18 protein-coding genes are annotated in these 23,972 nt (G+C 59.2%); 8 read left to right on the top strand and 10 right to left on the bottom strand.

Going from position 1 to position 23,972, the window contains the following annotated elements; genetic code table 11:
* Positions 1-2 precede the first annotated feature (2 nt).
* The 3 genes from AOA60_RS16630 to AOA60_RS16620 form a co-directional block, all read right to left on the bottom strand.
* Complete coding sequence (locus AOA60_RS16630) at positions 3-689, bottom strand: GntR family transcriptional regulator (RefSeq protein WP_099585376.1); 687 nt, start codon at positions 687-689, stop codon at positions 3-5.
* Between the two features lie 16 nt (positions 690-705).
* Positions 706-1,407: a FadR/GntR family transcriptional regulator gene (locus AOA60_RS16625; protein WP_099585375.1), complete on the bottom strand. Its 702-nt coding sequence runs from the start codon at positions 1,405-1,407 to the stop codon at positions 706-708.
* Between the two features lie 108 nt (positions 1,408-1,515).
* Positions 1,516-2,841, bottom strand: coding sequence for a C4-dicarboxylate transporter DctA (locus AOA60_RS16620; protein ID WP_174244871.1), 1,326 nt, complete (start codon positions 2,839-2,841; stop codon positions 1,516-1,518).
* Between the two features lie 217 nt (positions 2,842-3,058).
* On the opposite strand from AOA60_RS16620, the gene AOA60_RS16615 reads away from it, so the two are divergent.
* Complete coding sequence (locus tag AOA60_RS16615) at positions 3,059-3,688, top strand: DNA-3-methyladenine glycosylase I (RefSeq protein ID WP_099585373.1); 630 nt, start codon at positions 3,059-3,061, stop codon at positions 3,686-3,688.
* An 81-nt stretch (positions 3,689-3,769) separates the two neighbouring features.
* On the opposite strand, the gene AOA60_RS16610 is transcribed toward AOA60_RS16615, so the two are convergent.
* Positions 3,770-5,203 (bottom strand): PLP-dependent aminotransferase family protein, encoded by a 1,434-nt coding sequence (locus tag AOA60_RS16610; protein ID WP_099585372.1) that lies wholly within the window; start codon positions 5,201-5,203, stop codon positions 3,770-3,772.
* Positions 5,204-5,441: 238 nt separating this feature from the next.
* Here AOA60_RS16610 and AOA60_RS16605 point away from each other — a divergent pair, with 238 nt between their 5' ends.
* The gene (locus tag AOA60_RS16605; RefSeq protein WP_099585371.1) at positions 5,442-8,798 is read left to right on the top strand and encodes a hypothetical protein; all 3,357 of its coding nucleotides are present in this window, start codon (positions 5,442-5,444) and stop codon (positions 8,796-8,798) included.
* Between the two features lie 67 nt (positions 8,799-8,865).
* Positions 8,866-10,710 carry a hypothetical protein gene (locus tag AOA60_RS32280; RefSeq protein WP_143522456.1) on the top strand — a complete coding sequence of 615 codons (1,845 nt, stop codon included), beginning with the start codon at positions 8,866-8,868 and terminating at the stop codon, positions 10,708-10,710.
* Positions 10,711-10,762: 52 nt separating this feature from the next.
* Here the strand turns inward: AOA60_RS32280 and AOA60_RS16590 are convergent, their stop codons facing one another.
* The 3 genes from AOA60_RS16590 to AOA60_RS16580 form a co-directional block, all read right to left on the bottom strand.
* Positions 10,763-11,530 carry an SDR family oxidoreductase gene (locus AOA60_RS16590; protein ID WP_099585368.1) on the bottom strand — a complete coding sequence of 256 codons (768 nt, stop codon included), beginning with the start codon at positions 11,528-11,530 and terminating at the stop codon, positions 10,763-10,765.
* 23 nt (positions 11,531-11,553) lie between these two features.
* Positions 11,554-12,621 carry a phosphotransferase family protein gene (locus tag AOA60_RS16585; RefSeq protein ID WP_099585367.1) on the bottom strand — a complete coding sequence of 356 codons (1,068 nt, stop codon included), beginning with the start codon at positions 12,619-12,621 and terminating at the stop codon, positions 11,554-11,556.
* Positions 12,622-12,750: 129 nt separating this feature from the next.
* The gene (locus AOA60_RS16580; RefSeq protein ID WP_099585366.1) at positions 12,751-13,704 is read right to left on the bottom strand and encodes a 2-hydroxyacid dehydrogenase; all 954 of its coding nucleotides are present in this window, start codon (positions 13,702-13,704) and stop codon (positions 12,751-12,753) included.
* A gap of 223 nt (positions 13,705-13,927) precedes the next feature.
* Between AOA60_RS16580 and AOA60_RS16575 the strand changes: the two genes are divergently transcribed.
* Positions 13,928-15,205, top strand: coding sequence for a serine/threonine transporter (locus tag AOA60_RS16575; protein ID WP_099585365.1), 1,278 nt, complete (start codon positions 13,928-13,930; stop codon positions 15,203-15,205).
* Positions 15,206-15,535: 330 nt separating this feature from the next.
* Here the strand turns inward: AOA60_RS16575 and acnB are convergent, their stop codons facing one another.
* Positions 15,536-18,145 carry a bifunctional aconitate hydratase 2/2-methylisocitrate dehydratase gene (acnB, locus tag AOA60_RS16570; RefSeq protein WP_099585364.1) on the bottom strand — a complete coding sequence of 870 codons (2,610 nt, stop codon included), beginning with the start codon at positions 18,143-18,145 and terminating at the stop codon, positions 15,536-15,538.
* A gap of 396 nt (positions 18,146-18,541) precedes the next feature.
* Between acnB and AOA60_RS16565 the strand changes: the two genes are divergently transcribed.
* The gene (locus AOA60_RS16565) at positions 18,542-19,012 is read left to right on the top strand and encodes a DUF1289 domain-containing protein (protein WP_099585363.1); all 471 of its coding nucleotides are present in this window, start codon (positions 18,542-18,544) and stop codon (positions 19,010-19,012) included.
* Between the two features lie 33 nt (positions 19,013-19,045).
* Here AOA60_RS16565 and AOA60_RS16560 read toward each other — a convergent pair whose 3' ends face one another.
* Complete coding sequence (locus tag AOA60_RS16560; RefSeq protein WP_099585362.1) at positions 19,046-19,909, bottom strand: universal stress protein; 864 nt, start codon at positions 19,907-19,909, stop codon at positions 19,046-19,048.
* Positions 19,910-20,059: 150 nt separating this feature from the next.
* Here AOA60_RS16560 and AOA60_RS16550 point away from each other — a divergent pair, with 150 nt between their 5' ends.
* Positions 20,060-20,662 carry a tRNA-(ms[2]io[6]A)-hydroxylase gene (locus tag AOA60_RS16550; RefSeq protein ID WP_099585360.1) on the top strand — a complete coding sequence of 201 codons (603 nt, stop codon included), beginning with the start codon at positions 20,060-20,062 and terminating at the stop codon, positions 20,660-20,662.
* On the opposite strand, the gene AOA60_RS16545 is transcribed toward AOA60_RS16550, so the two are convergent.
* Positions 20,618-21,817, bottom strand: a complete 1,200-nt coding sequence (locus AOA60_RS16545) for an MFS transporter (RefSeq protein ID WP_099585359.1) — start codon at positions 21,815-21,817, stop codon at positions 20,618-20,620. The genes AOA60_RS16550 and AOA60_RS16545 overlap by 45 nt on opposite strands.
* Before the next feature lie 157 nt (positions 21,818-21,974).
* Between AOA60_RS16545 and AOA60_RS16540 the strand changes: the two genes are divergently transcribed.
* Together AOA60_RS16540 and AOA60_RS16535 are read left to right on the top strand one after the other, a co-directional pair.
* Positions 21,975-22,682 (top strand): winged helix-turn-helix domain-containing protein, encoded by a 708-nt coding sequence (locus tag AOA60_RS16540; RefSeq protein WP_099585358.1) that lies wholly within the window; start codon positions 21,975-21,977, stop codon positions 22,680-22,682.
* Complete coding sequence (locus tag AOA60_RS16535; RefSeq protein ID WP_099585357.1) at positions 22,683-23,960, top strand: ATP-binding protein; 1,278 nt, start codon at positions 22,683-22,685, stop codon at positions 23,958-23,960.
* Positions 23,961-23,972: the final 12 nt, after the last annotated feature.

Raw genomic sequence — 23,972 nt, 5'->3', positions numbered from 1 at the left:
GGTCAGTGGTGTTTCAGCAACTTGGCTTCCAGGTGATCGAGGTGTTGGGTCATCAATGTCATTGCTGTTGCCGAATCCCGTTGTTCCACCGCATCCACAATCGCCACATGCTCCTGCCACGCGCAATACGTGCAGGCTTTCGCTTCAAATTGTGCAATGACCAACGACGTCAACGGCACCAGGCTGTTCAAAAACTGCGCCAGTGGCCCATTCGCCGCAATGGCCGCCAAGTGCAGGTGAAACTCCCCCGACAAGCGAATCGCCGGCCCACGCTGGTCGCGTTCTATGCACTCACGTTCACGGGCGATCAGCTCGCGCAGTTGGCGTATTTGCGAGGATGTCGCCTGGGCACAGGCCAGTTGCACCACGGTCATTTCGGTCATGCGCCGTGCTTCGAGGATCTGCCGGGTCTGCTGCGCATCCGGTGCCGCCACTTGGGCGCGCTGGTTGGGGCGCAGGATGATCACTTGCTGATGGGACAGCTTGGCCAACACCCGGCGAATCACACTGCGGCTTACGCCAAAGGTTTCACCCAGGCTTTCTTCGGTAAACCGGCTGGCCGGGGCGATGCGTTGTTCGAGGATCGCGTCGAACAGCCGTGGGTAGATGTCGTCCACCGAGGGCTTTTTACCGGCAACCAGGCGCAGGGCAGGGAGGAAGGGCTCGCGGTGCAGGGCGTGGGCGGTCATGGTCGTCTCCAAAAAGTCAGCTGCCCAGATGGTCGTCCGGGATGTTCAAGCGGATACCCATGCGCAAGCCTTCCTGGAGGATGTGCTTGCGCATTTCGGCGCTGGCCAGGGCGCTGTTTTTATTGCGGATGGCGCGTACCACGGCGTCGTTTTCCTGCAGGCGCTCGGCCAGGTGTTCCGGCGAATTGCGCAGCACCTGGGCGCTTTGCTTGAGGGCGTTGCTGGTCTGTTGCACCACGTTCTGGAAGATCGGGTTGGAGGTGAGGGCGAACAGCTCTTCGTGGAAGGCGATGTAGGCGTTCATCCCCGCTTCGGCGTCCCCGGCGTCGAGGGCTTCGCGCATGTCCATCAGCGTCAGGCGCAACTGGCCGACTTCCTTGCTGCTGATGGATTGGGCAACGAGACCGACGATGAAGGGTTCGAGGGTGTAGCGCAGTTGCAGGATGTCTTCGAGGCTGGCGTCGGCCACGGCGTCGCTGGATTGGGGCTCGCTGACGCTGGTTTCCAGCACCACCACACCTTTGCCGGGCATCGAGCGCACGAGGCCGAGGGTTTCCAGTACGATCACCGCCTCGCGCAGGCTGGGGCGGCTGATGCCCATCTGTTCAGCCAGTTCACGTTGGCCGGGCAGCATTTCGCCACGACGCCACTGGCCCCGCGCCAAGGCGGCGCGCAGTTTCTCTACGACTGAATTGACGACGGTTGAGGTGCTGATCACGTCGATACTTCCTTAATTTTGCTAATACAGCAGTAAATCTTGTGATGAACCAATGTGGGTGGGGGCAAGCCCTCTCCCATATTGATTTGTGTCGTGCTTGAAAGCGGATCAGAACTCTTGATGCGCCGGTAACACCGGCTTCTTGGCCTGGAAGGCATACCCTTGCTGGCCGTCCAACACCTTATTGGCGCGTTGGATATCGATGTCTTTTTCCCAGCGGGCAATGGCCACGGTGGCGACGCAGTTGCCGATCAGGTTAGTCAATGCGCGGCCAATGCCCATGAACCAGTCCACCGCCAGTACCAGCACCAGGCCCACCACCGGAATCGCCGGGATTGCTGTCAGCGTTGCCGCCAGAATCACCAGCGCCGAGCCGGGAATCCCGTGGGCGCCTTTGGAGGTGATCAACGACACCAGCAGGATGGTCAGTAAATCGGTCATCGACAGCGGTGTGCCGGTGGCGTTGGCGATAAAGACGATGGCCAGGGTCAGGTAGATCGAGAAACCGTCGAGGTTGAACGAGTAACCCGTTGGAATCACCAGGCCGACGGTGGAGCTGCCGATTCCGAGGTGTTCGAGTTTGCGCATGACCTGGGGCAGCACGGCGTCGGAGGACGCGGTCCCCATCACGATCAGCAGTTCCTCGCGCAGGTACTTGAGCAGCGGCAGCATGCGCAGGCCCGACAGGCGCATCACCAGGCCGAGGATCAGCGCGACGAAGGCAAAGCAGGTCAGGTAGAACAGGCCAACCAGGCTGCCCAGGTGTTGCAGGGAATCCAGGCCGTAGGTGCTGGTGGTGAAGGCGATTGCGCCGAACACGCCAATCGGCGCCAGGCGCACGATCATGCCCATGATGCGGAAGATCACGTGGCTCAGTTCATTGATCAGCCGAGTGATGCCCGAGGCCGCTTCGCCCACCAGGTTCAGCGCGCTGCCGAACAGCACCGAGAACAGCAGTACTTGCAGCACGTTGTTGTCGGCAAATGCGCCGATCACCGAGTTGGGGATCAGGTCCATCAGGAACTGGCTGGTGCCTTTGATGTGCTGGCCCTTGTCGGCCAGTTCATTGAGGCCCGCAGAGGAGAGCTGTTCCAGGTGGATATTGGCGCCTTGGCCGATACCGGTGCTGAAGGCCATGATCAGGCCGATCACCAGGGCAATGGTGGTGAGGATTTCAAAGTAGATCACCGACTTGAGGCCGATGCGGCCGACTTTCTTCAAGTCGCCGGCGCCGGAAATGCCACTGACCACCACGCAGAACACGATCAGGCCAATCAGCATTTTGATCAGCTTGATAAAGCCATCGCCGAGGGGTTTGAGTTGCGAAGAGAATTCGGGAAGGGCCAGGCCGCAGATGATGCCTAACATCAGGCCAATCACGACTTGCAGGAAAATCGAACGCGAGCACCATCTGAGCATGGGAGGGATCTCTATTCGGTGCCCTGGTGGTTCCAGGGCTTAATTGTTGTGGTCATACCGGTAAGTCCAGTGCGAGCCCAGTCTACGCCGGGTTTTTTCGAAACCACAAGTCATTATTGGGTGATTGACAAGTCCCGGTCTGACCAGTTGGTCGCTGAGGGTGGTGCTTGAGCGGTTGGCAGGGTGGAAAAAATTTCGTCTATCATCCGCCGCTCGGCTTATGAGGTAAGGGATGGATACTCCAGGATTGACCACTGACGCAGCGGGCCACAGCCATTGCAGCTGGCGCACCTCGGCGCCGGAATACCCGCGTTACCACGACCACGAGTGGGGCGTGCCGGTGGCGGATGATGTCCAGCTGTACGAAAAGATTTGCCTGGAAGGCTTTCAGGCGGGAATGGCGTGGATCACCATTTTGCGCAAGCGCGACAGCTTCCGGCAGGCGTTCGACGGCTTTGATTTTCGTCGGGTGGCGCAGTATGGCGAGGCCGATATCGAACGCTTGATGCAGGACCCGGGCATTGTGCGTAATCGGGCGAAGATCGTGTCGACCATCAACAATGCGCGCCGGGCGTGTGAGCTGGTGGATGAAACCGGGTCGCTGGCGCGGTGGTTGTGGGCGTTCGAGCCCGGTCCTGAAGAGCGCCCCGCCACGGTGGACCTGGCTTATTGGGCGGCTAATCCGACCTCATCGGCTTCGGTGCGACTGTCCAAGGCCTTGAAAAAACGCGGCTGGACGTTCGTGGGGCCCACTACGATGTATGCGCTGATGCAGGCGATGGGGATGGTCAATGATCACCTTGAAGGGTGCGTGTGCCGCCAGCAGATTGAAGACCTGCGACGCCAGTTCAAACGCCCCTGATAAATGTGGAAGTGATTCGAGACCTGTCCACCCTACGCCGCAGCGCTTTGCCGACCAATGACCAATGCGCCGGAAAAACCCCTAGCCAATCTGTTGGAGAATGTCGCGCACCTTGTCCAGTGCCGGGTCGATGTCCAGGGTTTCGATGGCCCCGAATCCAATAATCAACCCAGGTCGCACCGGTGCGTCGTGAAAGAACACGTCCAGCGGATACACACCCACGTCGACCTGACGCGCCAAGGTCATCAGCAACGCAATATTCACCGGCACCTTGCACAGCGCCGCCATATGAAACCCCGCCACGGTGGGTACGGCTTCGAACCACGGCGACAAGTCCCCGGCCAGGCGTTGCAGGATGCGCTCGCGGCGCCCGGCGTATACGGTGTGGCAGCGGCGGATATGCTTGAGCAAATAGCCCTCGCTGATGAACTTGGCCAGCGCCCACTGCGGCAATGTGGAGCTGTGCTGGTCGGTCAATTGCTTGGCCTTGACCACCGCGCCATAAATCGCCGGCGGCAACACCAGATACCCCAGGCGCAGCTCGGGAAGCAGGGTTTTGGAGAAGGTGCCGACGTAAGTGACCACGCCACGGGTGTCCATGCTTTGCAGGGAGTCGGTAGGGCGGCCTTCGTAGCGAAACTCGCTGTCGTAGTCGTCTTCGATGATGATTGCGCCCAGCGCGAAAGCACGGGCCAAGAGGGCTTCCCGACGTGGCAGGCTCATGGGCATGCCCAGGGGGAACTGGTGGGAGGGCGTGACGTAGATCAGCCGTGTGCCATCGGGGATCTGATCCACCCGAATGCCTTGGTCATCCACCGGCACACTGGCGACGCTGGCGCCCATCGCCTGGAACAACTGGCGTGCGGGGCTGTAACCGGGATCTTCCATGGCGACGATGCTGCCCGGTTCCAGCACCACGCGGGCCAGCAGGTCCAGCGCCTGCTGCGCGCCGTTGGTGACGACAATGTCATCGTCGCGGCAGTTGACGCCCCGGGAAAACGCGATATGCCCGGCAATCGCACTGCGCAGTGCCGGCAAGCCTTCGGGTTGGCTGTAAAAACCGCTGTTCTGCGCGATACGGCGCAGGGCGTCCTGGGTGCAGCGTCGCCATTCATCCTGGGGGAACTGGTTGTGGCTGGTGGCGCCGCCGAGAAACTCGTAGCGCAGGGTATTGTCGCGGGTGGGGTGGCGCATGGGTGAGGGCAGCGCTTGCCATTTCGCCAGGTTGGCGGCACAGGCCAGGTCGGTGGCGGTTTGCAGGCGATCCGCAGGCGGCGCCCACGCGTTGACGAAGGTGCCTCGGCCGATCCTGCCCACCAGCAGACCTTCGTAGGTCAGCGTGGCGTAGGTGTCGGAGACGGTCTTGCGCGAGACGCCCAACTGCTCGGCCAGCAGGCGGCTGGGTGGCAGTTGCGCACCTGCCGCGAGACGCCCGGCGGCAATGGCTTCGCGCAGTTGCTGATATAACTGGGCCGCCAAGTCCTTGCGGCCCTTGATGACGATGTGCAGTTCCATGTTTCATCCCAAGGCGTGAATCTGCGCCAAGATTACTCGCAGGGGGCGTGCACTCAAAACGGTCTCTGCGTAAACCGTCGCGTTGCCAGCAACCCCCGAATGCGTGATCAGCCCCGCGTTTGCGCTTTATGTATGCACCTCAGGTTCACCACGCAACCCTTCAGTATTGATCCAGTGCGCAAGCGGTTTTCGCATTGATCAGGCGATTTTTTATCGTCGATGACTGGAGTTCCATTCTATGGACGAGTTGCAACAAGAGGCTGCATCGGCCTCACAGCAACGTCAAAAGGCTTTGACGGATCTGGATAAAAAACTGGGACTGATGAGTATTGGCGAGATATCGGCCAGCCGGGTGGCCCTGGATAAAATGGGCGCGCGTGTGGCAGGAGCGCCGCTTTCCGAACGGCGGTTTACGGTCAGTGAAGCGGATCAGGGCTTGATTGACCAAGTGACATTTTCTGCTTCACATCTTGAGACGTATCTGGCGGCCTGTTGCGATGACACGGGTAACCAGGCCACTGCGACGTTGTTTGAACTGGCATCACTGCGTTCGCAAGTGGCGCCTGCCTTGTTGAGTGACACGCATGCTTCCGCTACGCAGGTCACCAAGTTGGAGCGACTTTTGAAGTCGGTACAAAACGTCAATCTTAACGACATGAGTGCCGCAGACTCTCTGCCGGCCTGGGCCGACAAAGTCAGAAGCGGCAGCGTTCAAACCCTGGGTTCCGGCCTTCAGCTCTACGGTTTCTACAGTGCAATACAAGGTATAGGCGAAGCGATCAGAACGGACGACACCGCTACGCTATTGTTTGAGGCGGGTGCGTTGACTGCGGAAGGGTTGTCCGTGGGGCTTGAGCTGGCGTTGGAGCGTATCGGCAAAAAAATGATGGGTGCCGCCCATGCGGCCTACAGCGGTTTTGGCGCATCGCGCGCCGGTTTGTTGTTGCGGCGCGGTGCTGGTTTGATTGCTTCGATATTGACCGTGCCTTTTGATCTTGCCCAGGCGGGCATCGCTCTTTCAAATGCGTTGAAGTCAAAAGGCAAGGAAGCTCAGGACTTGTACGTCGAAGCCGGTTTGAGTCTCGCCAGCGCAACGCTGAGTATTGGGCTTGGGGTGGCTGCGTTGGCAGGGTTCAGTGCAGCCGGACCGGTGGGTGTGCTCGCCTCGGCGCTGCTGATCATCGGCGCGCGCGCCTACGCGGCGGGTCGAGTGGTGGACGAGATAGATGACTACATCGAGCTGAGCACCCACGAGCGTCTGCGCAGCGGCTGGTTTTCGTTTGCAGGTATTGAACTCGATGAAAGCGTACTTGATCGCTACAAGATCAGTCGCACTCACAGCGTCTATTCAGCAAGCCTGAAGACCCAGGCCAGAACATTGCTTGACGGCGAGCTGAAAGACAGTGTGCAGGCCGTTGTCAATGGCAAGTTCGAGGTGCGCTTGCAGACGGTGCAGCATTGGAAGTATCAATGGGATGATGAGGCGGGGGAGAGCCCCTACACGAAAGTCCGTGAGCCGGTCATTCAGGATGCGGATGACTACATCGACGCGGGTCAAGCGGGGGCCATTGATCAACTGCCCGATGCAACCTGGGGCACCAAGGGGCCTGAAAAAGGTGTGGTCTGGTTGCTCGGCGGGGGCAACGACTTTGTGGCGGGCATGCGTGACGGCCCGAACCACTTCCACTATGACGAGGGCAAAAAGCACCTGGTTGGCGGTAGCCAGAACGATGAATTCATGTTCAACGTGCCGCCGGGCACCTTTGCTGCCGTAGAGACGCCTGTGCCCATCTCGAATCTGATCGGTAACGCAGGCATCGACACCTTGAACTTTGCCGGCGTGGCAGGGCGGGCGGATGCTGTCGGGTTCAATGTGAACCTTGATGCGAGGACTGTGCATCTGGTCACCGACAATGCGCGCAACGGTGAACAGATTATGCGGCTGTGGGGCATCGAAAATGTTTCGACCCTGGCGGGTGCCTCCAGCGTTGTTACCGGTACCGGTGAAGCCAATCGTATCGTGTTGAAGGGGCGCCAAGATAACGCCGATGCTAAAGCAGGGGATGATCAGTTACTGATCAATGGCGTGGCTGCCAGGGTGAACGGTGGGCCAGGCGCCGACTACTACGAAATCTCTGAGAGTGCGAGGGATGTCGTTATTGAAGAGGATGGCCAGCAGCAGAGCCTCATTCTGCTTAACTGGGCATTCAACCGTATTCAGCGTTGGTGGATAGCGGGTAATGATCTGAAGGTGACGTCCACCAGGGGGCAGGACGGCGAATGGCCAGGCCCCAGCGTCACTATCGAGAACGTCTACGTGGCACGCGACGGCAAGCGTTGTCTGGTCAATAAACTGTTCAGCTTTCTGACGCAGGACGGCTATCGAATCGTGCCGTTGCTGCTTGAGGAATTGGAGGCGACAGGGGAGCCGCAGGTGAGCATGGAGGTCGTCGTACCCTCCGGCCCAACGGTATTCCCCGTTATTCTGGGGCCTGGTCAGTCGGTGACTCTGGCGCCAGGCAGTTGTAATTACTTTGTCGTCCGCGGTCATGCCATGACAACCGTTGAGACGGGTGTCATTGATGAACGCTCCCGCTGCTGCCTGTATGTGGACTATGACAGTAGTGAACTCGCCGGGGTGTATACGAGCTATGACGTGTCGTCGCGACGATGCGGTAATTTTGAATATTTGTATTATGAAAATGCGCAGATCGCATTTAAATTCGACGACGGTCGAATCCTTAGCCTTAACGACTATGCAGCGCAACGGGTCGCCACCTGGACAAGTGTCGGCGGGGCATTGCAGGCATCGGCATTCAAGTTGCGCGCTGAGTTTATAGTAGTTATGCGCAACGGCGTTTCTTATCGGCTGTTGCCGCCCACACAGTCTTATATTCGCGATCATGCCAGCCCAGGTTATACGGTAGACGATGGTATGCGCTCGCTGGTGTTGAGGTACGGCCATTATCCATTCTTCAGGCCGCGACGGGCCAAAAACATAAACTTGACTGCCCGACCACAACGGGTGGAATTATGTGAGGCACCACACACGTCAAGTTATCTGTTGTCAGGACGAGGTGGGGTGTATGAGGTTTATCTAACGTCTTGGGCAAATATCGAACTGTCAACCCCAGGCGCTTTGCGTAAAACGTCTGATGCGTCGACATGGGACGTTTACTGTACCGGGCTGGTCGAGAGCGTTGATATCGACAGTATTGTTGTCAGCGCCGGCCACCTGAAAATCGGCAGTGTCTCGGTACAGGTGCCCGTGTATGACGATCCGGATGTGCCGCTGGAAAATATAAGAATTCACTCAAGGGAAGGGGCGCGTTATGACATCAGGTTGGATATCAAAAAAGCCTACCTCTCACAGGTGACCGCCACGCTTGGCAGCTCGGTTGCCGGGCTGCTCAAGTTATTACGTCAGAGCCGACAAAGAAGCACTGTGTTTGTACCTCTCATTCCGATAGTGGGTATCAACATGGCCGATGGGACGCTGGGAGGTATTTATTATGATGTTGCGGCTGATGACTGGAAGTTGAAGGCCGACGGCATGCGGCCTGTTTCGGCCGATCAACTCGTTATTTCAATTTAAGTTGACGTGCTCACGTTAATTTAATGCGGCTATTTCAGTCGGTCATTACATAGTCTAAGGATATTCTATGAAGCAATTTACTTCCCCCTCGTTACAGTCGGCTCCAGGGCGCGCGACCAACCGCCCCAGCGGTGCCGCTCCCGACGCGCGGGTTTCTTCGCCTGTCTTTGACTTCGCCGCCGGGCCCAGACCGCCTGTCGCCATACCCGTTCAAGGTGATCTTTCTCCTGACGTATCTGGCGCGACTTATCGGCGCATTATTGATTTGCCGTCATCCTCCGACGCCACTTCAGGCGCTGTGTTCGTTCCCCCTGGCGACCCCATACCGGCACCTGATCCTGTCACCGGGCTGCGGGAGTCTGAAGAGCGAACTTACTTAAACCTTAAAACCGGCCCCAACCTGAACGAGATAACAACGATTGTTGTCGAGCGCGATCCCAGCACCGGCGAATGGCGAGAACGGCCGCTCAGTTCGCTCCAGGTACGCGGCCCGGCACTTCACCGGGTGCAAGCGTCGAACACTTGGCGCGCCGGTACTTCAATCGACTCATCCTCTTCTTCCCCAAGCATAAGCGCCAGTTCATCCTCTTCCTCATTGAGTCACAGTACTTCATCGGCCTCGCTGGCTGCTGCAGCGAACACTATTAGTTTATCGAACGTCGCACGTATTGACCCAGTCTGGAATATTGATCTTTATACATTGCCGGTAAATGTCCCGCTTACGAACGTGCCTGTATTTCAGAGAAAAAAACCCTTCATGATCGGGGCCGAACTATATTTTATGGATGTCAACTATGGGAACTTGTCAGGCAATGTTCCTCTTGCAGTTTCCGATCTGTTTGCAGTGGGTAAGACAGGTGTACTGAAAAAGGTTGGATGGATCGGGGAGGAGGGTATTTATACAATCAATAATGTGCAGTATTTATCGATGAACTCCGGGTTTTGCAAAGTCTTGTTCGACAGCGCGCGTTTGCATTTTAAAATGGTCGGGCCAGGCACTCAAAGCGTACCGGATATCTTCATTGAAATGGGCGGCGCCCCCGACTCGTGGGTGCCGGTACTCGCCATCGATAAAATACCGAATCTTCTTCAGTCATCCCGAGCGATCTGCGGGTATCCGGGGCGAACGGTAGCGTTCGATTGGGTTAATAGCAGTATTGACCAGCGGGCATACAGTTATGTACGCAGTTATTTACGGCAAATAATAGGGTTTTGTGAACCGAACATCCGCCGTGCACCGGTAGCGGAAAAAGGCGCGTTGATAGACGCTTATATATGGCGGCAGGGTTACCCTTATGACTGTCTGGCGTCAATTCACAGTGCGCTGCCGCCGGGAATGCCGAAATTTGACGCGCTTCAAGGTTTGGCAACAATCAAATGCTCAAAAAACGGTAACTTCAACATGCAGCGCATCGTCGGGCAAATGCAACTGTACTATCCTGAGAGAGAGCGATCGCAGTCCGAAAATGTGCTGCTGGAAGAGTGGAAAGCAGTACGTAATGCCCGCGACGACAAGGGCAAGGGTAAATTGAATGAAAAGATGTATGCGGCCCGATTGACCGAGGATGGGTATACGTTGCTGCGCGGCGGAACCTACGGGGAAGGGCAGAATGGCTTCGATTGCGTGTTTGAAGGGCCGACTGGAAGTATCTATCTTCTGGAAGCCAAGCATGTCAGCTCTAACCCTGCCGGCAAGCTTGGCAGCGTCAGTCTCGGATCGACAGTACGCTCACGGCAAATGACCAACACGTGGGTGCACAATGTATTGAAGTCATCCGATCCCAATTTGCCTGCAGCACAACGTGTTTTCGAGGCCATGAGTAATGGGCAATTATTCAAATTATTAGGCGTCACTACTCCCGAAGGCAAGCTGTGCATTTTCAAGATAGACATGAGCCCGGTCGATTTCTAAGCTTAGCGGGCGGTATCGGGAGCGAGCACGTTCGCTCCCTTGTTTGCTGGCGTCAGGACAGGAAACCACCATCCACATTCAGCGACACGCCGGTGGTATAGCTGGACGCATCACTGGCCAAAAACAGCACCGCACCGGCCATCTCGCTTGGGTCGGCCACGCGCTTGAGCGGGATCTGCGCCAGGGCCATTTTCAGGATCGCGTCGTTCTTCACCAGTGCCGAGGCGAACTTGGTGTCGGTCAGGCCGGGCAGCAGGGCATTGCAGCGGATGCCGAACTCGGCACATTCCTTGGCGAACACCTTGGTCATGTTGATCACGGCGGCCTTGGTCACCGAGTAGATGCCCTGGAATACACCCGGCGAGATGCCGTTGATCGAAGCCACGTTGATGATGCTGCCACCGCCGTTTTCGCGCATCAGCTTGCCGGCTTCCACCGACATGAAGAAGTAGCCGCGAATGTTCACGTCAACGGTCTTCTGGAATGCACCCAGGTCGGTGTCCAGCACGTTGCAGAACTGCGGGTTGGTGGCGGCATTGTTGACCAGGATATCCAGGCGGCCGAACTGTTCGCGAATGCCGGCGAACACCTGGGTGATCTGCTCCATTTCACCGATGTGGCAGGCAACCGCCGTGGCCTTGCCGCCGTCTGCGATGATCGCGTCGGCCACGTGCTGGCAGCCTTCAAGCTTGCGGCTGGAGACGATTACATGGGCGCCTTGCTGGGCCAGCAACCTGGCGATGGCCTCACCGATGCCACGGCTGGCGCCGGAGACAAACGCGATCTTGCCGTCGAGGTCGAACAGATGAGTCTTGGACATGGGGGTTCCTTGTTTTTGTGCGATCAGAGGGCTGATTTAGCGATGACGCTCAGGCTCATCTGCTCCAGCAGCTTGTTCATGTGAATGAACTGCGCAAAGCGTTTGTCCTGGGTCTGGCCATGGAAGAAGCGGTAGTAGATCTGCTGCACGATGCCGGCCAGGCGGAACAGGCCGTAGGTGTAGTAGAAGTCGAAATTGTCGATCTGGATGCCTGAGCGTTCGGCGTAGTAATCCACGAACTCGCGGCGGGTCAGCATGCCGGGCGCATTGCTCGGCTGGCGGCGCATCAGTTGCACCGGGGCCGGGTCCGCCGCTTCGATCCAATAGGCGAGGGTGTTGCCCAGATCCATCAACGGATCGCCGAGGGTGGTCAGTTCCCAGTCCAGCACGCCGATGATCTGCATCGGGTTGTGCGGGTCCAGGATCACATTATCGAAGCGGTAGTCGTTGTGCACGATGCTGGATGTGGCGTGGTCGGCTGGCATCTTGTCATTGAGCCAGGCGCGTACCGCCTCCCATTTTGGCGCATCGGGGGTCAGGGCTTTTTCGTAGCGGTCGCTCCAGCCACGGATCTGGCGCGCCACATAACCTTCGGGCTTGCCCAGGTCGGCCAGGCCGCAGGCGTTGTAGTCCACCTGATGCAGCTCGACGAACTTGTCGATGAAGCTCTTGCACAGGGCTTCGGTGCTGGTCGCGTCCAGGCCCAGTTCGGGTGGCAGGTCGGAGCGCAGGATGATGCCGTTGACGCGCTCCATCACGTAGAACTCGGCGCCGATCACCGAGTCATCGGTGCAATGCACGTAGGCCTTGGGGCAATAAGGGAAGCCGTCTTTGAGCTGGTTGAGAATGCGGTATTCGCGGCCCATGTCGTGGGCGGACTTGGCCTTGTGACCAAACGGCGGGCGGCGCAGGACGAACTCCTGGTCGGGGTATTCCAGCAGGTAAGTCAGGTTCGACGCGCCGCCGGGAAATTGGCTGATCGTGGGCGTGCCGCTCAGGCCAGGGATATGGGCCTTGAGGTAGGGATCGATCAGGCTGGCATCAAGTTCTTCGCCTGGGCGAATCTGGGTCGATTGGTCATTCAGCGCCATGCTTATCCCTTCTGCTTATTCTAAAGGCCTTGGACTATTTCCTAATCTAATGCGCACAACCGCCCAGCGACAAGGTCGGGGCGGCTTAATAGGTTAGCGTGTTGGCGGGCGATCAGCGTGCCTGATCGGTCATTTTACGGGCGCGGGCAAGGCTACGGGGGTGAGCACCGCTCGGCCGGCGAAGTACTCCACCAGATTGTCGGCCACCCGTTGCACGGTGTCGTGGGCGGCTTCCGGCGACAGGCCCGCCACATGGGAGGTGAGCACGGCATTGCTCAGGTGCTTGAGAGCGTCGGGGACATTGGGTTCGTCGTCGAACACATCCAGCGCGGCACCACCAATGCGACGTTGTTCAAGGGCAGTGATCAGGTCGGCGGTGACGATCACGCTGCCACGGCCGATATTCACCAGGTAGCCATTGGGCCCCAAAGCATCCAGGGCGAGACGATCGATCAGGTGACGGGTGCTCGGGCCTCCAGGCGTGGCCAGGATCAGGAAATCCGAAGTGCGCGCCAGTTCCACCGCCGTGGCGCAGTAGGTGTAGTCCACATCGTCACGGGGCTGGCGGTTGTGATAGCTCACCTCCATGCCAAATCCGAGGGCGGCGCGCCTGGCGATCTCCAGGCCCACGGCGCCCAGCCCGAGAATGCCCAACTGCTTGCCGCCGAGGGAAGGGCGCATCACTTTGGGCCATTCCCCACGTCGCACGGCGGCATCGGTCTGCGGGATGCCGCGCACCAGGGACAGCAACAGCGCCATGGCGTGGTCCGCTACCGACGGGGCGTTCACCCCGGCGCCGTTGGTGACCACGATCCCGCGGTTGCTGGCCGCCTGCAGGTCCACATGTTCATAGCCGGCGCCGATCACGCAGATAATTTCCAGCAACGGCAGGGCAGCGATTTCCTCGGCATACAAACCCAGCGGGCCACGGGTCAGGACGGCCTGGATCTGGCCGCCGTGAACCTTGATGGCCTGGGCGCGCTCGGCGGGCGTCGGCGCCAGGATCACATGAAAGTCGTTGCTCTCGATAATGGGCAGGTAGTCGTTGATGGTTTCAACCAGGACCAGGACAGTGGTGGTCATCGGACGGCTCTTCCTTGGGGAGGCGGTATGGAAGAGAGAGTATGCGACATTTTATAGGGGGTTGATGCAAGGACTGCCGCAGCGGCACGGGACTACCATTCCTCAGCTAAGTCTTTGCTTATTCACAAGAATCCCGGACAATCCGGCCCCTTCTATGGTCGGGGCGCTGCCTGTCAGGTTTTTCTGACTCGTCCCGGCCGTGTAAATGCGGAGATCCGACCGGATGAATGATCAGGCCAATAGCGTCGACGAACGCTATGCAACGACACCTGCAACCCTCACAAGCTGGAGCCGCCAGGACACCACCTGGATGCTCGGTCTGTTCGGCACGGCCATCGGCGCCGGTACTTTGTTTCTGCCCATCAACGCCGGCCTGGGTGGCTTCTGGCCGCTGCTGATCCTGGCGGTGCTGGCGTTTCCGATGACGTTCTTTGCCCACCGTGGCCTGACCCGTTTCGTACTCTCCGGGCGTGAAGGTTCGGACATCACTGACGTGGTGGAAGAACATTTCGGTATCAAGGCGGGTGCACTGATCACCTTGCTGTACTTTTTCGCCATCTTTCCGATCCTGTTGATCTACAGCGTGGCGCTGACCAACACGGTCAGCAGCTTCATGGAACACCAACTGCACATCTTGCCGCCGCCACGGGCGATCCTGTCGTTTGTGTTGATCCTTGGCCTGCTGGCCGTGGTGCGTTGCGGTGAGCAGGTGATCGTCAAGGCCATGAGCCTGATGGTGTACCCGTTTATCGTCGCCTTGCTGTTCCTCGCGGTGTACCTGATCCCAAACTGGAACGGCGGCATCCTCAGCACCGCCAGTGTGGTCCCGGCGCCGTCTGCGCTGCTCAATACCCTGTGGCTGGCGATTCCGGTGATGGTGTTCTCCTTCAACCATTCGCCGATCATCTCGGCCTTCGCGGTTGACCAGAAACGCCAGTACGGCGCCCACGCCGATGAGCGCAGCTCGCAGATCCTGTCCCGCGCGCACCTGTTGATGGTGGTAATGGTGCTGTTCTTCGTCTTCAGCTGCGTGCTGACCCTGTCGCCGGCGCAACTGGCTGAGGCGAAGGCGCAGAACCTGTCGATCCTGTCGTACCTGGCCAACCACTTCAACAACCCGACCATCGCGTTTGCCGCGCCATTGATCGCATTCGTGGCGATTGCCAAGTCGTTCCTGGGCCACTACATCGGTGCCAGTGAAGGCCTCAAGGGCTTGGTGCTCAAGAGTGGTCGTCGTCCGGCGGCCAAGACTCTGGACCGCATGACTGCTGCCTTTATGCTGGTGGTGTGCTGGATCGTTGCCACGCTGAACCCAAGCATCCTCGGCATGATCGAAACCCTCGGCGGGCCGATCATTGCGTCGATCCTGTTCCTGATGCCGATGTACGCCATCCGCAAGGTGCCGGCCATGGCCAAGTACCGTGGGCAGGCGTCCAACGTATTCGTGACGGCGGTTGGCCTGGTGGCGATTACGGCGTTGGTGTATTCGTTTATTGTTTGAGGTCTGACGCTGCTTTCAAGGGCAGCACAGGTCTAAATGTGGGAGGGGGCTTGCCCTAATGCCAGTCAGTTAAGGACGAACACCGTACCTGTGGCGAGGGAGCTTGCTCCCGCTGGGCCGCGAAGCGGCCCCAAAAATGGGACTGCTGCGCAGTCCAACGGGAGCAAGCTCCCTCGCCACAGGTTACTTTTTGCCCCTTTATCTCTTAACTGACCGGCATTAGGGCTTGCCCCCTCCCACATTTGCTTTTCAGTGTTATGAAGATCGTATTCCAGGCATAAAAAAACGCCGCGTACCTTGCGATACGCGGCGTTTTTTCACATCAACACCTTAGGCTTGAATCACCGGTATGTTGGCGCTTGCTGCGATCTTGCGGAACTCAGCGATCTGGTCGAAGTTCAGGTAGCGGTAGACGTCACTGGCCATGGTGTCCAGTTTCGCCGCGTAGCCCATGTACTCTTCGACGGTCGGCAGGCGACCCAGGGTAGAGGCCACTGCCGCTAGCTCAGCCGAAGCCAGGTAGACGTTGGCGCCATCACCCAGACGGTTCGGGAAGTTACGGGTCGAGGTCGACACAACGGTCGAGTTCGGTTCTACACGTGCCTGGTTACCCATGCACAGCGAGCAGCCCGGCATTTCCATACGCGCGCCAGCCTTGCCGTAGATACCGTAGTAGCCTTCTTCGGTCAGTTGGTGAGCGTCCATCTTGGTCGGCGGCGACAGCCACAGACGGGTTGGCAGCTGCCCCTTGACCTGTTCCAGCAACTTGCCGGCAGCGCGGAAGTGACCGATGTTGGTCATGCACGAACCGATGAACACTTCGTCGATCTTCTCGCCAGCAACACTCGACAGCAGACGAGCATCGTCCGGGTCGTTCGGTGCGCAGAGGATCGGCTCGTTGATTTCGGCCAGGTCGATCTCGATGATTTCGGCGTATTCCGCGTCGGCATCGGCTTCCATCAGCTCTGGGTTGGCAACCCAGGCTTCCATCGCTTGGGCACGACGTTCCAGGGTACGTGGATCACCGTAGCCTTCGCCGATCATCCAGCGCAGCAGGGTGATGTTGGAGTTCAGGTACTCGGTGACGGACTCTTTCGACAGCTTGATGGTGCAACCGGCAGCCGAACGTTCGGCCGAGGCGTCGGACAGCTCGAAAGCCTGTTCCAGCGTCAGGTCGTTCAGGCCTTCGATTTCCAGGATGCGGCCGGAGAAGGCGTTCTTCTTGCCTTTCTTCTCTACAGTCAGCAGACCCGATTGGATCGCGTAGTAAGGAATGGCATGAACCAGGTCACGCAGGGTGATGCCAGGTTTCATTTTGCCTTTGAAGCGCACCAGGATCGATTCCGGCATGTCCAGTGGCATTACGCCAGTGGCTGCGGCGAAGGCGACCAGGCCGGAACCGGCCGGGAACGAGATGCCCATCGGGAAACGGGTGTGGGAGTCACCACCGGTACCGACGGTATCCGGCAGCAGCATGCGGTTCAGCCAGCTGTGGATGATGCCGTCGCCTGGGCGCAGCGATACGCCGCCACGGGTCATGATGAAGTCAGGCAGGGTGTGGTGGGTGGTCACGTCGATCGGCTTTGGATAGGCCGCGGTGTGGCAGAAGGACTGCATCACCAGGTCGGTCGAGAAGCCCAGGCACGCCAGGTCTTTCAGTTCGTCACGGGTCATCGGACCGGTGGTGTCCTGGGAACCCACGGTGGTCATCTTCGGTTCGCAGTACGTACCTGGACGAACGCCTTTGCCTTCCGGCAGGCCGCAGGCCTTGCCGACCATTTTCTGCGCCAGGGTGAAACCCTTGCCGGTGTCGACAGGCGCTTCAGGCAGCTTGAACAGGTCGGTAGGGCCCAGGCCGAGTTCGGCGCGAGCCTTGTCGGTCAGGCCACGGCCGATGATCAGCGGGATACGGCCGCCGGCGCGGACTTCGTCCAACAATACCGGGGTCTTCATTTCGAAGGTGGTCAGGACTTCGTCGGTGCCGTGTTTGCAGACTTTGCCAGCATGGGGGTACAGGTCGATCACGTCGCCCATGTTCATGTTGGTAACGTCGAATTCGATCGGCAGTGCGCCGGCATCTTCCATGGTGTTGTAGAAGATCGGAGCGATCTTGCTGCCGAAGCAGAAGCCGCCGGCGCGCTTGTTCGGCACGTAAGGAACGTCGTCGCCGAAGAACCACAATACCGAGTTGGTCGCCGATTTACGCGACGAACCGGTACCGACCACGTCACCGACGTAGGCGATCGGGAAGCCTTGGCCACGCATCTCTTCGATCTGCTTCATCGGGCCAGTCTTGCCTTGCTCGTCCGGCACGATGCCTTCGCGAGCCATTTTCAGCATGGCCAGGGCGTGCAGCGGGATATCTGGACGGGACCAGGCATCAGGCGCAGGGGACAGGTCGTCGGTGTTGGTTTCGCCGGTGACCTTGAACACGCGCAGGCTGATCTTGTCGGCCAGGGTAGGGCGGTTGCGGAACCATTCGCCGTCAGCCCAGGACTGGATAACGCCTTTGGCGTGCTCGTTGCCGTTCTTGGCTTTTTCGGCCACGTCGTGGAACGCATCGAACATCAGCAGGGTGTGCTTGAGTTGGGCGGCAGCGACAGGCGCAAGCGTGGCGTCGTCCAGCAGCTCGACCAACGTCACGATGTTGTAGCCGCCTTGCATGGTGCCAAGCAGTTCAACAGCGCGTTTCTTGTCGATCAGGGGGGAAGTGGCTTCGCCCTTGGCCAGGGCAGACAGGAAACCGGCCTTGACGTAGGCAGCTTCGTCAACACCTGGTGGAATGCGGTTGGTGATCAGGTCAACGAGGAATTCTTCTTCGCCAGCCGGAGGATTTTTCAGCAGCTCGACCAGGCCTGCGGTTTGTTCGGCGTTAAGCGGCTGGGGAACAATACCCAGGGCTGCACGCTCTTCGATATGTTTGCGGTAGGCTTCAAGCACAGTTATTACCCTCATCAGTGGTCCCACGGGACGCTCATCCAGAAATGAACGGCACGCATGCGCTCGGGGGCTTTTTGGGCCGCAAAGCCAGCGCTGCCGGCATTCCTCACAGAAGCTGCTTTCAAAGTTTTACGCCTGCAGAACGGAGCTGATGAGGGTTGGCGCGGTTTTTGACCTACCGGGGTCAAACCCGCGCCAACACCGTTCTGAAGGAACGACTGTGCTCGTGACGCTTTGAAAACAGCTTCCAGCGGATTATTGGCGCCTTACAAGGCCGGATGATTCTACGGCAAAAAATTTCTAAAGGTAAGTTGCCATGGCAAGTTTGCTGGGTGATCAACCTTAGACAAAGGGCTAACATGGCGCACTGTTTCGCTGATTTGTGTGTTGTCGCCCATGCCCAACCAAACCATCAAGACCCCCTGCGTCGGCCTGTGCTCCACGGTTTACGGCGACCTGGTGTGCCGTGGCTGCAAGCGCTTCCACCACGAAGTGATCCTGTGGAATGGCTACAACGAAGAGCAAAAACGTGCGGTTTGGCTGCGTCTGGAGCAACTGCTGGTGCAGGTGATGGCCGGCAAACTGGAGATTTTCGACCCCAAGACCCTGCGCGGTCAGTTGGAACAGCGCAAGATCCGCTTCGTGCCGCACCAGTCCGAGTACTGCTGGGCTTATCAGTTGATTGCCCGTGGCGCGCGGGTCATCAATAACCTGGAGGCGTACGGCATGGTGCTGTTGCCGGAGTTTCGTGATTGGGCCTTGCCGGACCTGCGCGATGCGATTGACCGTGAATTCTTTATCCTTTCCGAGGCCCATTACCAGCGCTATATCGCGCCCGGTTTCCTCAGAGACGCGCTACCAGACTGATAACGCGGATCAAAATGTGGGAGCTTCAGCGTCTCAGGGTTTGGTGGCGAGTTCTTCCAGATGATCCATCAACGTCTGGGGCTTGAGTACCAGTACATCCCCCTCGACCTTATCCAGCACTACCTCTGCCGTATTGCCGATCAACGCCCCGGTAAGGCCGGTGCGCGCCACGGTACCGATGATGGTGACGGCCGCTTCCCATTTATGCGCGGCAAAGGGAATCAGCACATCCGCCGGGCCTTCCTCGATATGCAGGTAGTGGTCGTCGATATCAAATTCAGCCTGGAACGCCTTGCACTGATCTCGGTAACGCGCCGCTATGGTTTCCCTTAGCTGGAACGTCGGGTCCGCTGCCGACAACATTGGCGATGGATGGGCGCTGATCACATGCAATTGCGCCTTGGCCAGGCGGGCGATATCAACGCCATGTTCAATAATCGAGTCATGCAGCGAACGGTGCTCTCCATCGGTGTTGCCCACATCAATCGCCGCCATGATCAATCTGTCTGCCCACGGCGTAGCCGTTTTGACCAGCAGCACCGCACTCGGGCAGTACCGCAGCAGCTTCCAGTCCCCCGGCGTCAGCAGCGCCTTTTTCAGCGGGCTGTCGGGAAAGTGTTGCTTGACCACCAGGCCGCAGCCCTTGGCCTGCTGCACGTCGATAATGGTTTCATGCAGGCTGTCATTCCAGGCCTGCTCGGTGGTGACGCTGTAGCCATCCTCCTGCAAGCCTGCCTTGAGCAGACTCAGCAGTGCCGAATGCTCATGTTTCTTGTCGCAGACCAGCAAGTGCAGGTGCGCGCCGGTGACCTCGGCGATCAGCTTGGCGCGCTTGAGGGCCAGGCTCTCCGAATGCTCGGGCTCGATGACCACCAGGATGCTGCGGATGGCTTGCATGGTGGGGAACTCCAAAAGAGTGGGCGTGGGGTAACTATAGTTGCTGCCCGGCAGCCGTCATGTTGATGCACATCAAGGCCAGTGGCTGGTGGTCTGCGGCGTGGTCGGTATAATCGCCGGCCTTTTGTGATCCTTTTGCCCGTGAGCCCGATGAACCTGCCAGAAATCCACGAATTCCTCGGTTGCCGCACCCCTGACGCCTGGGTCCAGGCTGCATTGGCCGACCAGGAAACCCTGCTGATCGACCACAAGAACTGCGAATTCAAAGCCGCGAGCACCGCCCTGAGCCTGATCGCCAAGTACCACGGCCATGTCGACCTGATCAACATGATGTCGCGCCTGGCCCGCGAAGAGCTGGTGCACCACGAGCAGGTCATGCGCCTGCTGAAAAAGCGCAAGATCGAACTGCGCCAGTTGCACGCCAGCCGCTATGCCTCGGGTTTGCGCAAGGTTGTGCGCAGTCATGAGCCAGTGAAGCTGGTGGACACTCTGGTGGTCGGCGCTTTTATCGAAGCGCGCAGTTGCGAGCGATTCGAAGCGCTGGTGCCGCATTTGGACGAAGAACTCAGCAAGTTCTACTTCGGCCTGCTGAAAAGCGAGGCGCGGCATTTCCAGGGTTACTTGAAACTGGCTTATCAGTACGGCGACGCCAAGGATATTGCCCAGGTGATCGAGCGGGTCAGAGCGGCCGAGCAGGAATTGATCGAGTCACCTGACGTCGAGTTCCGCTTTCACAGTGGCGTGCCAGCCTGACGCCACGGCCACGCCGAGCAAGGTGGTGATCGCCGTCAGTAGCAGGATCACTGTTTGCGTGCCAAGTGGGGCTGCGAGTACGGCAATCATCAGCCCTGCCAAGGGTTGCGGCAGGTTATTGAGCAAGGTGATCACGCCCACCGTCTTACCGAAGTCCTGCGCCGGAATCACCCGCTGACGGGTGCTGCGCAGGTACACGTTGAACATCTTGTCGAAACCGGTGACCAGCAGGAAACCCAAGGTGTAGCCCCACAAGGTCGGGCTGACCGCCATGATCAACGCCCCTGCGGCAATCGTTGAATACGACAGCCCGCCCATGACCTTCAGCGCCAATGACGAGCGTGCCAGGTAAAACAGGATGACGATGGTGGCGACCGCGCCGGCAGCTTGCAGCAGGGCGTAGGTATCCTTGCTGGCGGCATATTGGCCCGTAACCATTGCCGCCGATGTGGCCAGTGTCACGCCAATCAACAGGTTCACGCCGACAGCGAGGGTAATGACCCGCTTCAGTTCCGCCAGGCTGCGGATATGCCCGAAGGCAATGCGCAGCGGCTGCCACCAGATGTCACGGTGCTGTGCATGGCTTTGCAGGCTCACCGTGGTAGTGCGTTGCCAGATCAGCATGGTCAGGTCTGCCAGCACAAACAGCCCGCCGACACCCAGCACCACCCAATGCCAAGGCCATATTTCGAGCATCAGCGCTGCCACAAGCGGGCCCAGCACCAGGCCGCTCTGGTCGGCGATTTGTGAATAGGACAAGGTCTTGGTGTAGGTGTAGTGCTTGAAGATATGCGGCATCAGCACCTCACGGGCCATGATGCCTTGGGTGGTCAGCACGCCGCACAATGCAGACAGCAGCACCAGCCAGTAGATACCGTCGAATATCCCGTACAGTGCCACCGCCAGCACACACGCCAACGCCCGGTAGGCCTGGCTGATGTGCAGGATGCGTACCGGCGAATACTTGTCGCACAGGGCGCCGCACACCGGGAAGGCCAGGAAGCGAGGCAGCGATTCGATAAAAAATGCCAGGCCTGCCCACGACACGCTTCGGGTGGTCTGGAAGACGATCAGCGGCACGATAAACAGCAGGATCTGGTCCGCCAGGCGCGACAGAAACAGCGAAACAAAGAACGCCAGGTAATCCTTGCGCATACAACTCCCTGTGAATGGCGTTAAAGAGTGCGGGCTATTTGTAAAAAACTCTTAATAACATGAAGCTTGCGTGGCAGCGGCCGGCTGAATGCTTCAGTTGCCCAGCTTGCCACCTATAATGCGCGCTCTTCAATCCGCGTGCGCACACAGAGAACGTATGGAAAACCTGGGTCAGGGTAAGGTTCTGCTCATTGAGGACGACGAAAAGCTGGCGGGGCTGATCGCGCATTTTTTATCACAGCATGGCTTCGAGCCCCGTGTGGTGCACCGAGGCGATGAAGCCCTGGCGGCGTTCCTGGCGTTCAAGCCGAAAATCGTCGTACTCGACCTGATGCTGCCGGGCCAGAGCGGCCTGCAGGTGTGCCGCGGGATTCGTAGCGTTTCCGACACCCCCATCGTCATCCTCACCGCCAAGGAGGATGACCTGGACCATATCCTCGGCCTGGAATCCGGCGCCGATGACTACGTGATCAAACCGATCAAGCCGCCGGTGCTGCTGGCGCGCCTGCGCGCGCTGCAACGTCGCCAGCTGCCGGAGCCGACCGTGCGCGGGGCGCTGGCATTCGGTCGATTGGCCATCGACCGCAGTTGCCGGATGGTCAGTCTGGGTGACGACAAGATCGACCTCACCACCATGGAATTCGAACTGCTGTGGTTGCTGGCCAGCAACGCCGGCACCATCCTTTCTCGCGATGACATTCTCAACCGCATGCGCGGCATTGCATTCGACGGCCTTAACCGCAGCGTCGACGTGTACATCAGCAAACTGCGCGGCAAGCTCAACGACAATCCCCGCGAACCGGTGTGCATCAAGACTATCTGGGGCAAGGGTTATCTGTTCAATCCGTTCGCGTGGGAGGTCTAGATGCTGCGCTTGTACATGCGCCTGTACATCATCCTGGCGCTCGGTTTGGCGGGGGCGATCTGGCTGGTCAACTACACCTTCGATGAGCTGCTGCCCGAAGCCAACGAAACCTATAACCGCGAAGCCATGCGCGGCCCGGCGTATGGCCTGGTGGAACAACTGCGCCTGCTGCCGACCGATGCCCGCCCGGCGCGGCTGGCCGAGCTGCAGCCCCATTACGGCTTGCTGCTCAAGCTGGTTCATCGTGATGAGTTGGCCCTGAGCCCCCGTGAACAACAATTGCTGGCAGACGGGCGCCTGGTGGTGCGCGGTGACTTCATGGAGTTCATTGCCCGTATCGACAGCAGCCCGCAACTGCTCGAAATCAAACTCCCCGAAGAGCCTAAATGGCTGTACCTGTGGGCCTACAGCCTGCTGGGCCTGTGCCTCGCGGTGGTGCTGTATTTCTGGGTGCGCCCGCACTGGCGTGATCTGGAGCACATCCGCCTGGCCGCGCAACGTTTTGGCGACAACGACCTCGGCTCGCGCATCCTGCTGCCGCGCCGTTCCACCGTGCGCGAATTGGCCGGGCACTTCAATCAAATGGCCGAGCGCATCGAGAGCCTGATCGCCAACCAGCGCGAACTGACCAACGCGGTGTCCCATGAGCTGCGCACGCCCATTGCGCGCTTGTCGTTCGAACTCGACCAGCTCAAGCAGCAGGCCGATCCGCGTCAACGCGGCGAGTTGATCGCCGATATGTACGCCGACCTGGGCGAACTGGAAGAAATGGTCTCCGAACTGCTGACCTACGCCAGCCTGGAGCGCGGTGCGACCCAGGTCACCCGCGAGCCCATCGAAGCCCACAGCTGGCTCGACAGCGTGATCGGCAGCGTCGCGCTGGAAGCTGAAGCGGCGGGCATCCAGTTGTCGCTGCGTGCCTGTGAGGTGGATGTGATCCAGATCGAACCGCGCTTCATGGCGCGGGCGGTGATCAACCTGCTGCGCAACGCCATCCGTTACGCCGAGCACCGCGTGGACGTGTCGCTGATCAAATTCGGCAACGGTTATGAGGTGCGGGTGTGCGACGACGGCCCCGGTGTGCCCGAGGACGGTCGAGCGAAAATCTTCCAGCCGTTTATGCGCCTGGACGCCAGCCGCGACCGCCGCACCGGCGGCTTCGGCCTGGGCCTGGCGCTGGTGCAGCGAGTGTCCCAGTGGCACGGCGGGCAGGTGCACGTGGTGGATTCGCAATGGGGTGGGGCGTCGTTTCGGATGACCTGGGCGTATGCCGAGTAACGTCGTCGCCCC

It is taken from the genome of Pseudomonas sp. 2822-17 (genome assembly GCF_002742485.1).
In the GTDB taxonomy this organism is placed as follows: Bacteria; Pseudomonadota; Gammaproteobacteria; order Pseudomonadales; family Pseudomonadaceae; genus Aquipseudomonas; species Aquipseudomonas cyclaminis.
Note: the sequence above shows the minus strand (reverse complement) of the source record. Positions and strands in the feature narration are given on the sequence as shown.